Origin of the sequence: Phyllobacterium sp. NPDC097923 (genome assembly GCF_044760925.1) — a bacterium.
Taxonomy (GTDB): Bacteria; Pseudomonadota; Alphaproteobacteria; order Rhizobiales; family Rhizobiaceae; genus Phyllobacterium; species Phyllobacterium calauticae.
This window is the reverse complement of sequence record NZ_JBIWBL010000003.1, coordinates 316284-331325: the sequence shown is the minus strand read 5'-3', so window position 1 is coordinate 331325 and position 15042 is coordinate 316284. Positions and strand designations below refer to the sequence as shown.

The 15042-nt window shown below is 60.6% G+C and carries 12 protein-coding genes; 2 read left to right on the top strand and 10 right to left on the bottom strand.

Annotation, left to right across the window (positions count from 1 at the left end; translation table 11 throughout):
• Positions 1-26 precede the first annotated feature (26 nt).
• From ACIQWS_RS17325 to ACIQWS_RS17315, 3 genes are read right to left on the bottom strand one after another with little or no spacing between them, the layout of a single operon-like run.
• Complete coding sequence (locus ACIQWS_RS17325; RefSeq protein WP_403181968.1) at positions 27-3116, bottom strand: efflux RND transporter permease subunit; 3090 nt, start codon at positions 3114-3116, stop codon at positions 27-29.
• Positions 3113-4198 (bottom strand): efflux RND transporter periplasmic adaptor subunit, encoded by a 1086-nt coding sequence (locus ACIQWS_RS17320; protein ID WP_403181964.1) that lies wholly within the window; start codon positions 4196-4198, stop codon positions 3113-3115. Before ACIQWS_RS17320 ends, ACIQWS_RS17325 begins: the two co-directional genes overlap by 4 nt.
• Positions 4195-5340 (bottom strand): efflux RND transporter periplasmic adaptor subunit, encoded by a 1146-nt coding sequence (locus tag ACIQWS_RS17315; RefSeq protein ID WP_403181961.1) that lies wholly within the window; start codon positions 5338-5340, stop codon positions 4195-4197. The genes ACIQWS_RS17320 and ACIQWS_RS17315 overlap by 4 nt, the downstream gene beginning before the upstream one ends.
• A gap of 103 nt (positions 5341-5443) precedes the next feature.
• On the opposite strand from ACIQWS_RS17315, the gene ACIQWS_RS17310 reads away from it, so the two are divergent.
• Complete coding sequence (locus ACIQWS_RS17310; protein WP_403181958.1) at positions 5444-6103, top strand: TetR/AcrR family transcriptional regulator; 660 nt, start codon at positions 5444-5446, stop codon at positions 6101-6103.
• Between the two features lie 32 nt (positions 6104-6135).
• Here ACIQWS_RS17310 and ACIQWS_RS17305 read toward each other — a convergent pair whose 3' ends face one another.
• From ACIQWS_RS17305 to ACIQWS_RS17280, 6 genes are all read right to left on the bottom strand, one after another.
• Positions 6136-7110, bottom strand: a complete 975-nt coding sequence (locus ACIQWS_RS17305) for a beta-ketoacyl-ACP synthase III (RefSeq protein WP_403181953.1) — start codon at positions 7108-7110, stop codon at positions 6136-6138.
• The gene (locus ACIQWS_RS17300; protein WP_403181950.1) at positions 7107-8387 is read right to left on the bottom strand and encodes an adenosylmethionine--8-amino-7-oxononanoate transaminase; all 1281 of its coding nucleotides are present in this window, start codon (positions 8385-8387) and stop codon (positions 7107-7109) included. The genes ACIQWS_RS17305 and ACIQWS_RS17300 overlap by 4 nt, the downstream gene beginning before the upstream one ends.
• Complete coding sequence (bioD, locus tag ACIQWS_RS17295) at positions 8384-9022, bottom strand: dethiobiotin synthase (RefSeq protein ID WP_403181947.1); 639 nt, start codon at positions 9020-9022, stop codon at positions 8384-8386. The genes ACIQWS_RS17300 and bioD overlap by 4 nt, the downstream gene beginning before the upstream one ends.
• Positions 9019-10164 carry an 8-amino-7-oxononanoate synthase gene (locus ACIQWS_RS17290; RefSeq protein ID WP_403181944.1) on the bottom strand — a complete coding sequence of 382 codons (1146 nt, stop codon included), beginning with the start codon at positions 10162-10164 and terminating at the stop codon, positions 9019-9021. The genes bioD and ACIQWS_RS17290 overlap by 4 nt, the downstream gene beginning before the upstream one ends.
• Positions 10161-11165, bottom strand: a complete 1005-nt coding sequence (gene bioB, locus ACIQWS_RS17285) for a biotin synthase BioB (RefSeq protein WP_403181941.1) — start codon at positions 11163-11165, stop codon at positions 10161-10163. Before bioB ends, ACIQWS_RS17290 begins: the two co-directional genes overlap by 4 nt.
• A gap of 174 nt (positions 11166-11339) precedes the next feature.
• Positions 11340-12008: a GntR family transcriptional regulator gene (locus tag ACIQWS_RS17280; RefSeq protein WP_223614712.1), complete on the bottom strand. Its 669-nt coding sequence runs from the start codon at positions 12006-12008 to the stop codon at positions 11340-11342.
• 292 nt (positions 12009-12300) lie between these two features.
• On the opposite strand from ACIQWS_RS17280, the gene ACIQWS_RS17275 reads away from it, so the two are divergent.
• Positions 12301-13377: a porin gene (locus tag ACIQWS_RS17275; RefSeq protein ID WP_403181937.1), complete on the top strand. Its 1077-nt coding sequence runs from the start codon at positions 12301-12303 to the stop codon at positions 13375-13377.
• Positions 13378-13497: 120 nt separating this feature from the next.
• Here ACIQWS_RS17275 and ACIQWS_RS17270 read toward each other — a convergent pair whose 3' ends face one another.
• Entirely contained in the window at positions 13498-15039 is a 1542-nt protein-coding gene (locus ACIQWS_RS17270) for an efflux transporter outer membrane subunit (protein WP_403181933.1), read from the bottom strand.
• Positions 15040-15042 lie beyond the last annotated feature (3 nt).

The following is a 15042-nucleotide window of genomic DNA, read 5'->3' as shown; positions in this document are numbered from 1 at the left end:
AAGCTGGCTCCGCCCGCCTCAACCAGTCATGCATTCGCGCTTGCCGGTTCCTGATGCCCCGCGGGCGGAACCGTATTGTCAGGCGCCTTGATGCGGAACCACGCAATGTAGAGTGCGGGCAGGAACAGAAGCGTCAGCACCGTACCCACGATAATGCCGCCCATCATGGCATAGGCCATCGGCCCCCAGAATATTTCCCGGGCAATCGGGATCAGCGCAAGGCTGGCCGCGGCTGCCGTCAGCATGATCGGCCGCATGCGATGCTCCGTCGCTTCGACCACGGCACTCCACGGATCCTTGCCTTCCTGCCGGAGATCCTCGATCTGGACGACAAGGATCACCGAATTGCGGATCAGAATGCCAATCAATGCGAGGACGCCCAGCAAAGCCACAAAGCCAAGCGGAGAATTGCTGGAGAGCAACGCGGCAACGACGCCGATGATGGCCAGCGGCGCAACCGCAAAGACCAGGAACAGCCGCTGGAAGCTTTGCAGCTGGATCATCAAAAGGGTCACCATGGCAAACAGCATAAGCGGAGCTACGGCTGCGATGGGCGCCTGGGCCTTGCCGCTTTCTTCCACCGCACCGCCAACGACAACACCGTAACCCGGCGGCAGCTTGCCTGCGAACTCGGCAACCTTGGGCGCCAGTTGCGTCACCACTGTTGCGGGCTGAAGGTCGCCGACGATACCGGCCTTGAGCGTAATGGTGGGTTGGCGCGCGCGACGCCAGACCACCGACTGCTCCAGCTCGTAGCGGAAGTTCGCAACGGCTGCAGCCGGTACGGATTGGCCGTTGCTGGTCGTCAGCTGGATGTTGCGAAGCTGGTCGATCGAGCCGCGTTCATCGGCGCGGGCGCGCACAACCACATTGATCAGATAGATGGAATCCCTGACCTGCGTGATTGTCGAACCGCCGACAACGGCATTGAGCGACGAGGCAATCGATTCCGAGGTGATCCCGAGCTGACGTGCCTTGTCCTGCAGCACATCGACCTTGATGACGCGGGAAGGTTCGTTCCAATCGAAGGTGATGTCGCCGATCGATGGATTGCCGGCAATCAGATTGGCCATATCATGGGCGTAATCGCGCACCTTCTGCACATCCGGCCCGCTGACCCGGTACTGGACCGGACGGCCGACCGGCGGTCCGATATCCAGCAGATGGACAAAGGCGTCGGTGCTTGGAAACTCGTTCTTCAGCCATGCCTGCAACGTCGTCCGCAGCCGGTCGCGTGCCTCCAGGCTCTTCGTCACGATCACCGTCTGCCCGAAGAACGGATTTGACGGCTGCACGTCGAATGACAGGAGGAAGCGGATGGCACCCTGCCCGACATAGGAGCTCCAGTGATCGATATCCGCGTTGCCGGCCAATTGCTCCGCCTCGAACTTGTCCATCTGCGCCTTGGTTTCAACGATCGAGGCATTCTGCGGCAGGTTCCAGTCGACAATCAGCTCATGACGATCGGAGTTGGGGAAAAACTGCTGCTGGACGTGACCCATTCCGTACAGGGAAACCGCGAAAATCACGACGGTCGCGGCAATGGTCACCCAGCGGAACCGCATGCAGAGCAGAAGAATGCGCTGGAACCACAGGGTAAACCGGCCGGGGTTCTCATGCTTGTTCTTCATGGTCTTCGGCAGCAGCGTCACGCCGAGCAGCGGCGTGAAGATGACTGCCACGATCCACGAAACAACCAGCGATACGGCGATCACGACGAACAGCGTATAGGTGAATTCACCCGCCGCACTGCTGTTGAGGCCAACGGGAATGAAGCCGGATACCGTCACCAGCGTACCGGTCAGCATCGGAAAGGCCGTGTGCGTGTATACATAGGTGGCGGCCTTGCGCAGATTGTCCCCGGCTTCCAGCCGCGCCACCATCATCTCGACGGCGATCATCGCATCGTCGACGAGCAAGCCCAGCGCGATGATCAGCGCGCCCAGTGAAATACGCTGGAGCGAGATGCCCATATATTCCATCACCATGAAGGTGATCGCCAGGACAAGCGGTATGGCCAGCGCAACCACGAAACCGGCACGCATGCCCAGGCTGACAAAGCTGACCGCCAGCACGATGGCGACGGCCTCAAACAGGGCGCGCGTGAAGCCGGATACGGCCTCCTCGACGATTTGCGGCTGGTCCGAAACCAGATTGACGCCAACGCCCACGGGCAGATCCGCCGTGATCTGCTGCATCTGCGCCTTGAGGTGTTCGCCAAACTTTAAGAGGTTGCCGTTCGGCTTCATGCCGATGGCAAGACCGATGGCTTCCTTGCCGTTCACGCGGAACAGGCTGGTCGGCGGATCGACATAACCGCGGGTAACCCGCGCGACATCGCTCAACCGGAAGAAGCGGTCATTGACGCGAAGATTGATGGCCTGCAGGCTCTTCTCAGAGACGAACTGGCCATTCACCCGGATCATCACCCGTTCGGGGCCGGTTTCGATGACGCCCGACGGGGTAATCGCATTCTGCGCCTGCAGGGTGCTGATGATGGCCTGCTGGTCCAGCCCGAGGGCCGCAACCTGCTTGGGCGAGAACTCGAGATAGATCGCCTCGTCCTGCGCACCCACGAGCTCGACCTTGCCGACATCGGGAACCGTCAGGATTTTCCGCCTGACGTCTTCCACGTAATCGCGCAGTTGCCGCCGGCTCAGCCCGTCGGAGGTAAAGCCGTAGACATTGCCATAGACATCGCCGAACTGGTCGTTGAAGAACGGCCCGACGACCCCTTGCGGAAACTGCGGGGAAATATCGCGGATCATATTGCGGACACGGATCCAGGTTTGCGTGACGGCAGCGCCGCGCACCGTATCCTTGAGGTTGAGGAAAATCGTCGTCGATCCCGGCGAACTGACACTGCGGGTATAGTCCAGCGTATCGAGTTCCTCGAGCTTCTTTTCAATCCGCTCGGTGACCTGTGTCGTCGTGTCCTCGACCGACGCTCCCGGCCATTGGGCTGAGATCACCATGGTCTTGATGGTGAAGTTCGGGTCTTCCTCGCGGCCGAGATTGAGATAGGAGAAAATCCCGGCAATCGTGAAAACGATCATGAAATACCAGACGAGAGAGCGGTGATCGAGCGCCCATTCCGAGAGGTTGAACTTCTTCATAGCGGATTCCCGTCAGTCATCTTGATTTTCTGGCCTTCGACCAGGCTATGCGCCCCGGCCGTGGCGATCCGGTCACCGTCGGTCAGTCCGGACACGACGATAGCGTCCGCATTGGTGCGGTCTTCCAGCTTGACTTCCCTGGCCGAAACCGCCGCCTGCTTTTCATCGATCAGCCACACGAACGTCTTGCCATCCTTTTCGAGGATTGCCGTTGCCGGAATGCGGATGCGCGGATCCGCTGCGGTGGTGAGATAAGCCGTCACCGTGGTCCCCAAGCGAAACCCTTCCGGTGGCTGCTGCAGCGTGATGCGGGTTCGGCGCGTGCGCGTGGCTTCATCCGCCTGCGGTGCGATTTCCCTGACAACACCCGCCGTCTGTATTGTCGGATCGGTCTGCAGCGAGACGCCGAACCTGCTTCCCACCTCGATCGCGCCAGCCACCGTTTCGGGAATATCGACCACCGCCTCACGAACATCAGGGCGTGCAACAACGGCGACCAGCTGGCCGGCGGTCACGGTCTGCCCGACATCGGCCTGCAGGGACGTGACCACGCCGTCGAAATCGGACCGCAGCACCGCATAGCCGAGTTCTTCGCGCGCTTTCGTCAGGTCAGCTTCCGACCGTACAACCGAGGCGACGGCGGCTTCATAGGCCTGCTGCGCCTGATCGACGACGGCTTCCGTCGCCGAATTCTGGCTGAGCAGCGCCTTCTGCCGGTCGGCCGTCGACGCAGCGTTGGCAAGCTGGGCCTTGGTGGACGACAGGTTCGCCTGCGCCGCCTGCACCGCCAGTTCCAGCGCGAGCGGATCGATTGCCGCGATCTCCTGCCCGTTCGAAACCTGATCTCCGACGGACACATCACGGCGCACGATGCGCCCGAGGGTGCGGAAGCCGAGCTGGGTTTCAAAACGCGGTTCTATCTTGCCGGCAAATCCCCGGACCTGCAGGGTTTGCGATTTGACGACGGTCGACAGGACCGGACGCACGACATCCGGCTGCTTGGCCTCGCCTTCCTTCTGGCAGGCACTGAGAGCAAGACCCAGACAGACAAGGCTTGCGCCGTAAACGAGAACACGCCTCATGACGGATCACCACTCTTGATTGCTACAATCTCGGTTGGCCGCAACCGGGTTCCGCCTGTCGTCACCACCTGTTCGCCTGCCTGCAATCCGCCGCCGATCGCGACAGACAGCGACTCGTACGCCGTCACGGTCACGTCGCGCAGGTCGACGGCGTTTGTTTGCGGATCGACGACCCAAACGGCCGGCTTGCCATTGTCCGAGGTCAAGACCGACGATGGCAGAACAGCCGCCTTGACGGCCGGCAATTTGACCGTTCCGATCACCACGGAACCAAGAGCCATCTGAGGCGTCGGGTTTTGCACCGCGACCTTGACCCGCACGGTGCCGGAGGCATCGTCCACCGTCGGAGAGACCTCGCGGATAATGCCTGTGGCCGTTATGGCGGGATTGTCGAACAGAATAATCTGAATCTGCTGATCGCCGATACTGCGCGTGACCAGTCCCTCATAGACATTGAAAATCGCGTCGCGCGGACCATCCACCGCCACCGTGAACGCAGTCGATGCGATCTGCGTCACCTGCCCCACCTCGATATTGCGCGCGGTAACCACGCCGGAAGCGTCGGCTTTCAACTCGGTATAGGACAGGGTTTCGCGCGATGTCTGCAATTGCGCCCTGGCTGCATCGAGCGAGCCCTGTGCCGTGCGCTGGGCTTCTTCGGCACTGTCATAGGCGCTCCTCGTGGTGAAACCCTGTGCGAGCAGTGCTTTTTGCCGGTCGAAGGCAGAGGTGGTCTGGCGGAGTTGCGCCTCGGCGGAACGGACAGCCGCATCGGACGCGGCAACGTCGGCCCGCTGCTGGGTCGGGTCGATACGCGCCAGTACGTCGCCGGCGGCGACATGGTCACCCACGTCCACAAGCCGTTCGGTCACCTTCCCGCTCACCCGGAACGAAAGATTGCTGTCGATCTTCGCCCGTATTTCACCGGTTACCGAAACACTCTGCGCATAATCCGTGAACACGATCTTGGCGACATTCACCTGGGCCGGCGGCTTCTGTTCGGCCGCTTTTTTCGGCTGGCAACCGGCCAGCAGGGCAAGCCCCAAAATCATCACCAGCAGCCTGGGCACGGCAGACACATCATACCGTTGCCGCTGGCGCTCAACCACAAATCCGGAGGAGAAAAAGTCAGGCCGCATCATTCAACCAATCCATGAAAAGGTGTGACGGGTATATTATTGACTGATCGTTCAGTCAATGTATAATGTTGTCCAAGTCGACTTCAAGGCTCCATTGGATGAAATCATGGCCGAAATAAAAAATGCGTCAAGCGCAACCGGACCGGACACTGCCCCCGGCGTGCGGGCGCGCCGCAAGGCGCAGCGCCCGCAGGAGATCCTGCATGCGGCTTTCGACGAGTTCGTCGAGCGCGGCTATACCGCCACGCGCATCGAGGATGTGGCCAGGCGGGCGGGCGTTACCAAAGGCACGATCTATCTGTATTTCCAGAACAAGGAAGAGCTGTTTCACGATGTCGTGCGCAAGCTTTCGCAGCCGATTTTCAACGAAGAACAGTTCCTGAGCGAGCATCAGAACCGTCCGCCGCATGAGCTCATCCGGCTTTTCCTCGATACGGTTTACGAGCACATGACCGTCAATCCCTACTCGCGGGAAATCCTGCGTTTTCTGATTTCCGACGGCCGGAGCTTTCCCGAACTGACAGCGGCTCACTACAATGAGTTTGTCCTGCCCATGCTGACCATGTTTCAGAACCTCATTGAAAAGGGCGTCCGGGAAGGTGTCTTCCGGCCGGGAGCCGCGACCAGCGAGAGCAGCCATATCCTGCTCAGCCCGGCACTGACATTGACGATCGACAAACTCCTGGACTGCCAGACCAACCTGCCGCAACTCGACGACTATGTGAACGCGCATTACGACATGATCATGCGCAACATTCAGAAATAGTGCCGGGCATGGCGGCTTGTTCGGACACCTGTCTAGATGCCCCAGACAACGGCGCCGCCGGTCAGGCCCGCACCGGCAGCCGTCAGCAACAGCCGTTCACCCCGCATGAATCGCCGCTCGCGATGCGCCAGCGATAGGGACAGCGGAATGGTGGCTGCCGAGGAATTGCCATAGGCCGCTATGGTGCGGACCGTCCGCGCAGCGTCAATACCAAGATTGTCGCTGACGAGATCAAAAATACGCGCATTGGCCTGATGCGGCACGAACCGGCTGACGTCCTGCGGGCCAATACGCGCATCCGCCATTGCCCGTTCGGCGCAGCACGTCATCATGTGCACGGCCTGCGCAAACATTTCCTTGCCGTTACGCATGGTCATCAGGCAATCCGCCGCCGCCACGTCCGGCGAAAAAGGCGTCTTCGAACCACCGGCGGGAATGGAGATCAAATCATAATGGCTGCCATCGGCAGCCAAATCCACACCGAGCAAGCCCGTACCCGGCTCTGCCGATGGCGCCAGAACGACAGCGCCTGCCGCGTCGGCAAAGAGGACGGCACTGGCCCGTTCCGCCGGATTGATGCGGCGGCTTAAGATGTTGGCGGCAACCACGAGAACCGGCCGCTCCTGCGTGCGCACGAAACCGTCAGCCAGCGTCAGCGCATAGAGGAAACCCGAGCAGGCGCCGGCAAGATCCAGGGCACCCGAATTGACAAGCTTGAGCCGATGCGCAAGCAGCGGCGCCGACGGTGGCAGCAGATGGTCTGGCGTTGACGTGGCCAGCAGCGTCAAAGCGATATCGGCCGGTTGCAGCCCGGCATCATCGAGCGCCGACTGTCCGGCCCTTGCGGCGAGATCGGTGAGCAGCTCGCCATCCCTTGCCCAATACCGGGTTCGGATACCCGTTCTTCGCTCGATCCAGCCGGGCTCGAGCCCAAGGTTGACCTCTATCTCCGCGTTTTCCACGCGGCGCTCGGGAACATAATGGCCCAAACCGATGATGCGGCTCATCGCCTGCCTGCCGCAAACAGGTCCGCTGCCTCGTCAATCGCGTCATAGGCACGATCAAGATCGTCCTCCTCCACGCCATAGGGCGGCATCAGATAGATGATATTGCCAAGCGGGCGGATCAGCAGGTTTCGGGAGCGGAAGAACGCCCGCAGTTTCAGTCCGGCGTCCGAGAGATAACCCGATGCGGGAACGTCCAGATCAAGCGCTGCAATCGTGCCTGCCTGCCGCACATTGCTGAATCGGCCATCTGCGGCGAACCGTTTGAGTTTCCCGCGATGCATGGCTTCCAGCGCTTGAATACGCGCCTCGACAGGCTCGTTTTCCCACACGGCAAGATTAGCGAGGGCCGCTGCACAGGCAATCGGGTTCGCGGTGTAAGAACTCGAATGAAAAAACATCCGGCTGCGGTCTGTCGACAGATGCGCATCAAAAACCGGCGCCGTGCACAGCGTGGCGGCCAGCGGCAAGGCACCGCCCGTCAAGCCCTTTGACGTGCACAATATGTCCGGCGCGATGCCAGCCTGATTGCAGGCAAAGAGCGTTCCCGTACGCCCCCAGCCCGTCATGACCTCGTCGGCGATGAGCAACGTGCCATGCCACTCGGCAATCCGCTTCAGTTCGGCCAGCACAAAGGCCGGGTACATCCGCATGCCCCCTGCCCCAAGCACCAAAGGCTCGACCAGCAATGCCGCGACCTGACCGCTCCGGCACAGCCTTTCAAATTCATCGAGCGTGGCCTGTTCGTGGCCGGGCGAGGGAAACGGCAAACGGTCGACGCTGAACAACAGCGACTGGTAGGCCACGTTGAAGACGCCGCGCTCCCCCGCCGACATGGTTCCAATCGTGTCGCCGTGATAGCCGTCCTCCATGACGACAATGCGCGAGCGCGGCGCACCGGTATTATGGAAGAAGCCGAGCGCCATCTTCAGCGCCACTTCCACGCAGGTCGACCCGCTGTCCGAATAGAACACATGGGTGAGGCCCGCAGGTGCCACGGCCAGCAGGCCGCGCGCCAGCTTTTCCGCCGGTTCATGGGTGAATTCGGCAAAGATGACCTGGTCGTAACTGTCGCAGGCGGTGCGGATCGCCTCCATGATCAGTGGGTGCCGGTGCCCGTGCGTGATGACCCACCAGGAGGAAATCGCATCAAGGATGGCATTGCCTTCCGCATCGAACAGCCAGGCTCCCTCCGTTCTGACAATGCGTTTCATCGCGGGTTCAAGCGCGTGCTGTGTGAACGGATGCCAGACCGGCGAGGATACGAGGGAGCCGGTCATGCGGTTACCGTCCGGAAATGCGCCATGTCGAAATGATCGCGAAAGGCTTGACGCAGCGCTTCGGGTGTCACGGCTTCAAGCAGTGGCAGCCGTCCGAGGCAGCGGACCCGTCCCAGCTCGCCGATGATATGCTGGGTATCCGCAACTTCATCGCCAATAAAGACGACACCGAAGACCGGCACCGAGCGCTGCCGCAAGGCCTCCAGCGACAGCAAGGTATGGTTGATCGTCCCCAATCCCGTGCGGGCGCACAGAATGACCGGTATTCGCCAGCGGGAGAAGACATCAGCAAACACCACGGTTTCCGTCAGCGGAACCATGACACCGCCGGCACCCTCGATAATCAGCGGCGACGCGATCGAGGGCGGGACCAGCAATTCCGGTTGTATCTCGACATTGTCCAGCCGGGCGGCGCGATGCGGAGAGGCAGGCGCGCGCAGGCGCCATGCCTCGGGAATGATCCTTCCGGCCGGTATCCCGCCGAGACGCATGACAGCCTCGCTGTCCGTTTCCCCCTCAAGACCGGCCTGGACCGGTTTCCAGTAACAAGCGCCGAGCGCATCGGCCAATGCGGCGGAAAAGACTGTCTTGCCGATATTGGTATCTGTTCCTGTCACGACAAAACGCTGCGTCATGCGGCCTCCTCGGCAAGGGCTATTTTCAGGCAATCCAGCATCCGGGAAATCGCGGTCTCATCGACATTCAAGGTGATCGCAATCCTCAATCGCGCGGTGCCTTCGGGTACCGTCGGCGGGCGGATCGCGCGGATGTCGAACCCTTCAGCGCGCATGCGTTCGGCGATACGCAATGCGCGGATCGTACCGCCGATCATGATCGGCAGTATGTGCGAGCCGCTGCCACCCATGCCGATTGGTTCTGCCAGATATGACCGGGCAAATGTCGAAAGGCGGTGCAGGTCCAGCCTGCGCCGGGGTTCCTCGGCAAGCATTTTCAGCGCCTCGCGCACCCCTGCGGCCATGAGCGGGGACGGGGCGGTGGAATAGATGAAGGAACGGGCGCGGTTCATCAGATAATCGCAGATGACGGCACTTGCCCCCAGGAGCGCACCGGATACCCCCAGCGCCTTGCCGCATGTATGCAGGAGGACAACATTGTCGCGCCGCTCCAGCCCGGTCGCGAGACCACAGCCGTTTTCGCCGAACACGCCGGTGGCGTGCGCTTCGTCGATGACAAGAAAGCTGTCATAACGGTCCGCGAGCGCCGCAAGTTCGGCAAGCGGCGCGCGGTCCCCATCCATGGAGTAGAGGCTTTCCACTGCGATCCAGGCATGGCCGCTTCCGCCCGCCTTGCGCCACTTGGCCAATTCATTTTCGAAGCTCCCGACATCATTGTGCCGCGCCGCCACCGCCTGCGCGCGGCTCGCGGCAATGCCTTCATGCGCGCTTGCATGGATGAGCGCATCGTGGACGATGAGATCGCCGCGCTGCGGCAAAGTTGAAAACAGCGCGGCGTTGGCCGCGTAACCGGTCGAAAAGTACAGCATCCGCTGTGAGCCGAAAAAGGCCGCCGCCTCTTCTTCCAGCAATGCATGTTCCGCATGATTTCCGCGCAGGAGACGCGAGCCGCCCGATCCGGCCGGGACGCCGCGCTCCATCGCGGCGGCGATGGCGCTTCTGATGCGCTGCGATTGGGCAAAGCCGAGATAGTCGTTGGAGGTAAAATCGATCCCGCCATTCGGCATGAGGGAACGTCGCCTTCCCCTCCGTTCCAGCCCGGCCAGGGTTTTGCCGTAACCGGCGAGAAAGCCGGACATCACTGCGACGCACCCAACGGCATGGCTTTTAGCCCCAACCGGCGGAACAAGGCGGCGTCCTGGTCCTCGCCGGGGTTTTCGGTGGTGAGCAACGTGTCGCCGACAAAGATCGAATTGGCGCCGGCAAGGAAACACAGGGCCTGCATCTCGTCGCTCATGTCCGAGCGGCCGGCGGAGAGACGAACATGGGTTTCGGGCATCAGGATACGGGCAAGGGCAATGGCGCGAACAAATTCGATGGGGTCCACCGGGGCAGCGTCGGCCAGCTTCGATCCTGGAATGGGAATCAGCATGTTGATCGGCACGCTCTCGGGCGGCACGGGCAGGTTCGCCAGTGTAACCAGCATGGCGATATGATCATCGACCGTCTCGCCCATGCCAAGGATGCCGCCCGAGCAAACCTTGATCCCGGCATCGCGCACATGCGCCAGCGTTTCGAGACGATCGGCGAAGTTGCGGGTGCTGATGATCGCGCTGTAGAAACGCTCCGACGTATCGATGTTGTGATTGTAATAGTCGAGACCGGCGTCGGCGAGCCTTGCGGCCTGTTCCGGCGAGAGGATGCCCAGTGTCATGCAGGTTTCCATACCAAGCGCGCGGACACCTTCGACCATGGCAACGATCATGCCGATGTCGCGGTCCTTGGGGCCTCGCCATGCCGCACCCATGCAATATCGCGTTGCGCCGCTGTCACGCGCCTTGCGCGCTTCCGCAACAACCTTTTCGACCTGCAGGAGCTTTGAGGCCTTGAGCCCGGTGGGATAATGCGCCGACTGGCTGCAATAGCCGCAATCTTCAGGACATCCGCCTGTTTTGATCGACAGCAGCTTGCTCAACTGGACGGCATTGGGATCGAAGCACCGCCTGTGCACCGTCTGTGCTTCGAACAGCAGATCATTGAACGGCAAATTATAGATTTTTTTGGCTTCATCAACGCTCCATCGCCCCTCCACATCAATAGCGGACGTAACATCTTCTGGCTTCTGCGGGGAAACTTTCAACATTTGCGTGCGGCCTCGTAAGTTCTGCGCCATCCGATGGCTTATTATAGATAGAATCATAAATTATCTATAATTTTATAAGGCGCGCACAAAAATGCAACCGTCATGAACGGCCGGCACAAGCGGAAGTGTTTGTCTGCTCAAAAAAATCGAAACGCAGGCGACGTACGGTCTTGGTCAGCCGACGATAGCAAAAACGTCGCGGGTCGAACCCGTCGGGCTTTTGACCGGCTTTTGTCCGATCCACTGCACATGCCGTTCGAGGACTGCAACGGCATTCTCGATATTGCCCTGGCGCAGGAAACCCAGGATCGCCCTGTGATCATGATCGGTTCGAACTTCCCACTCCGATCGCCACGCGGAAAACAGAAAGCGCGCGCTCACCGAATGGAGGTCATCGATGGCCGCCAGGAGACGCGGCATCGCGCATGGCGTGAGAATCAGGCGATGAAAACGCCGGTTGGCCTCTTCCCAGGAGCGCACGTCGCGGGAATTGTCACCGGCAACGGTGGCCTGTTCGGCCTCTTCCAGAATGGACGATGTCAGGTGCGGCGCAGCTTGCCGGAGCGCCAGCCCCTCAAGCTCGGCGCGCATCAGGGCGACTTCGCGCACTTCCGCCAGGTCAAACGACGCAACGCGCACGCCCCGGCGCGGCTCACTGACGGCAAGGCCCTGCGCTTCGAGCTTGCGGAAGGCTTCCCTGACCGGGACATGACTTGCACCGAATTCTTCCGCCACATGGTCCTGCCGCAGCTTTGCGCCCGGCTCCAATTGGCCGGTCACAATCCTGTCCGCAAGGATGCGGCTAATGCGATTGGCGATGGTGTCTTCGTTGGCTGCAGTCATGGTTCATAGTTATTTTGCTTCATATCCCCTGTCGAGCCCGCGGCCGCGTTTTACCGGCGCAATCAATCAGTTCTCATCGCAAATGAGCGGCTTCTGACTGTTGCAGGAATGGCACACGGACCGAGGCAAGACATGGTTTTTACAAGAAACCACCTTGGCTCGCCTGCCCACACCGGTTGCGTGATAAAACCGTTACAAATCTCCATTACGGACTGTGCAGACAGCGATTTCATCTGTTCGTTGCAAGGCAATGCGGCTGAGCAACTCATTCAATAGAGTGTGGAGATCCCCCATGACAATCAAGAGCTTCCTTCTCGGCTCGGCTGCAGCGCTCGTTGCAGTAACCGGTGCACGCGCTGCCGACGCAGTCGTCGTTGCTGAACCAGAAGCCGTTGAATATGTTCGCGTTTGTGACACCTACGGCAAAGGCTTTTTCTATATCCCCGGCACGGAAACCTGCCTGAAAATTGGCGGTTATCTGCGTTATGACGCCAAGGGCGGCGACAATGTCTACAAGGGCGGAGAATTCGGAACCTGGCAGAAGAAGACGCGCGCCACGCTCCGTTTCGATGCCCGCACGGAAACCGAACTCGGCACGTTGCGCTCCTATATCGAGACGCGTTTCCAGTACAATAATGGTGCCAATGATACGTCCATACCGAATGCCTACATCGAGCTCGGTGGCTTTCGTATCGGCGTGGCCGATGAAATCTTCGGCTCGTTCACCGGTTATGCCGGCAATATCATCAACGACGACGTGATCAACTATCAGTCGGACCACAGCAACCAGGTCAGCTATACGTTCAATGCGGGCAATGGCTTCTCCGCCATGATCGGCGCCGAACAGGGCGAAAGCGTCGGCAACAACTACTACAGCTACGATTACCGTATCGACGACTACATGCCTCACGTGCTGGCCGGCGCAAAGTACGAACAGTCCTGGGGCAAGATTTCCGGCATCGTCGGCTACGACTCCAAGGCCGAGGAATGGGCCGGCAAGCTGCGTCTGGACGTGAAGTTCACCGACACGGTATCCGCATGGGTCATGGGCGGTTACCAGACCAACTATGACGATGCACCGCTCGGCCGCCGCAACTGGTTCGGCACCTGGGAAGGTGACTACGCCATCTGGGGTGGTCTGGCTGCCAAGGTTTCGGACAAGGCCACTATCAATGCGCAGCTTGCCTATGAATCCGAAGGCACGCTGGCGGGTGCTTTGAACGTTGCCTATGAAATCGTTCCCGGCTTCACGATCACGCCTGAATTCAACTACACCAAGTTCGACGGTGCCCGTAAGGATTATTCGCTTGCCCATGGCGGCAATGACGATGCCTTCGGTGGCGCGATCCGCTTCCAGCGCAACTTCTAATACCCGATGCAGGAAATTTGGCGATGCTGACATTCATGCAGCATCGCCAAGTGGCAAAGTTGATACGATCTCCAGTCAAATCCTTTGCACAGAACGGCGGGCCTTACGGGCTCGCCGTTTTTATTTCTGCCCGTTCGTCGTCAGCTGCCGGTTGCTTGCGATGTGCGGACCCGTATTGACATCCTTCACTTCAGGTTTGCCGGTATCGACCAAACCGCTCCATCCGCCGCCAAGCGCCTTGTTGAGGGCGATGTAATCGGCCGCGATTGCCACGCGGCTTTGCAGCAGGGCGTCTTCCGCCGAATACAGCGAACGTTCCGCGTCAAGCACATCAAGGAAGCTCGATGTTCCACTCTGGTAGAGAGAGCGGGACAGGCTGGCGGCATCGCGGTAATGCTTGGCCGACGCAGCCAGCTTTCCATTCCTGATGCGTTCCTGTGCCAGCGATACGATGGCATTTTCGACATCTTCGAGCGCGGTGAGGATCGACGACCGGTAGGCAACGAAATACTGGTCCCGCTGTGCCTGAGCGACTTCCACCGCGGCTTTCTTCTGACCGCCGCTGAAGATCGGCACGCTCAATGTCGGGCCGAAAGACCAGCCGATGGTGGAATTTTTGCCGAGATCGCCAATGTTCAGGGCCGTGGTGTCGATATTGCCGGTCAGGCTGACGCTGGGATAACGGGCAGCTTCAGCCTGCCCGATCTTTGCGGTGTACTGCGCGTATTGGCGCTCCGCCATCCTCACGTCCGGCCGCGTGCGCAGGATATCGGCCGGAATCCCTGTCGGGACAGGCAGGCGCGGCGTCGGAATGGGCGTGCTGCGCTTCAGCCTGTCCGTGAGGGCTGCGGGCGCCCTGCCCGTCAGGACGGAAAGCCGGTGCACCGCTTCCGCATAACTTGTCTCCAGGGATGGTATGTTGGCTTCCGTGCTGTTGGCCAGGCCGGCGGCATTGGCGACATCGAGCGCGGAGGACGACCCGGCCTCGAACTTGGTGCGCGTGAGCGCCGCCGTCTCCCTCTGCGAGGCTGCCGTACGGCGGGCCAGCGCGATGCGCGCCTGATAGCCGCGCGCCTGAGCATAGTTGGAGGTGACATCGCCGATCAAAGTCAGCAATGTGGACCGCAGATCTTCACCGGCTGCATCCAGACCATACTTTGCCGCTTCGACGCTGCGTTTGTTGGCACCGAAGAGATCAAGCTCCCAGCTCGCGTCAAATCCCGTCTGGAACTGGCTGGACGTCTCCGCGGAGGTCCCCGTGCTGGTGGCACTCACCCTGTTGCGGGTTGCCGACGCGGACCCGTCAAGTGATGGCAGAAGCGTGCCTGCGGTCTGCCGGTATGTCGCGCGCGCTTCACGGATTTTCGCCTTTGCAGTGGCAACATCCAGATTGCCTGCGACCGCTTCGTCGACAAGTGCATCGAGCTCTGGATCACGCAGCCGCTTCCACCAGTTGGACAACTCCGCCGGCTTGGGTGCCTTTACCTGCTTGCTGCTTCCCCACTGGCCGGGCATCGCAATCAACGGCTTCTGATAGTCCGGCCCGACGACGCATCCGGCAAGGCTTGAGCTCAACAGAAGAAACCCGAGCAATTGACCGAGGCGGAAATGGCGCTTCCCGCGAGAAGCCGGATCGGGTGAGGCTGGTATTATGATTGTCATTGC

Bases quoted from the DNA above. Each gene is read 5' to 3' on its own strand.
- ACIQWS_RS17320 (WP_403181964.1), bottom strand. From the start codon at position 4,198: ATGAGGCGTGTTCTCGTTTACGGCGCAAGCCTTGTCTGTCTGGGTCTT.
- ACIQWS_RS17310 (WP_403181958.1), top strand. From the start codon at position 5,444: ATGGCCGAAATAAAAAATGCGTCAAGCGCAACCGGACCGGACACTGCC.
- ACIQWS_RS17280 (WP_223614712.1), bottom strand. From the start codon at position 12,008: ATGACTGCAGCCAACGAAGACACCATCGCCAATCGCATTAGCCGCATC.
- ACIQWS_RS17270 (WP_403181933.1), bottom strand. From the start codon at position 15,039: ATGACAATCATAATACCAGCCTCACCCGATCCGGCTTCTCGCGGGAAG.
- ACIQWS_RS17325 (WP_403181968.1), bottom strand. From the start codon at position 3,116: ATGAAGAAGTTCAACCTCTCGGAATGGGCGCTCGATCACCGCTCTCTC.
- bioB (WP_403181941.1), bottom strand. From the start codon at position 11,165: ATGTTGAAAGTTTCCCCGCAGAAGCCAGAAGATGTTACGTCCGCTATT.
- ACIQWS_RS17315 (WP_403181961.1), bottom strand. From the start codon at position 5,340: ATGATGCGGCCTGACTTTTTCTCCTCCGGATTTGTGGTTGAGCGCCAG.
- ACIQWS_RS17300 (WP_403181950.1), bottom strand. From the start codon at position 8,387: ATGACCGGCTCCCTCGTATCCTCGCCGGTCTGGCATCCGTTCACACAG.
- bioD (WP_403181947.1), bottom strand. From the start codon at position 9,022: ATGACGCAGCGTTTTGTCGTGACAGGAACAGATACCAATATCGGCAAG.
- ACIQWS_RS17305 (WP_403181953.1), bottom strand. From the start codon at position 7,110: ATGAGCCGCATCATCGGTTTGGGCCATTATGTTCCCGAGCGCCGCGTG.
- ACIQWS_RS17275 (WP_403181937.1), top strand. From the start codon at position 12,301: ATGACAATCAAGAGCTTCCTTCTCGGCTCGGCTGCAGCGCTCGTTGCA.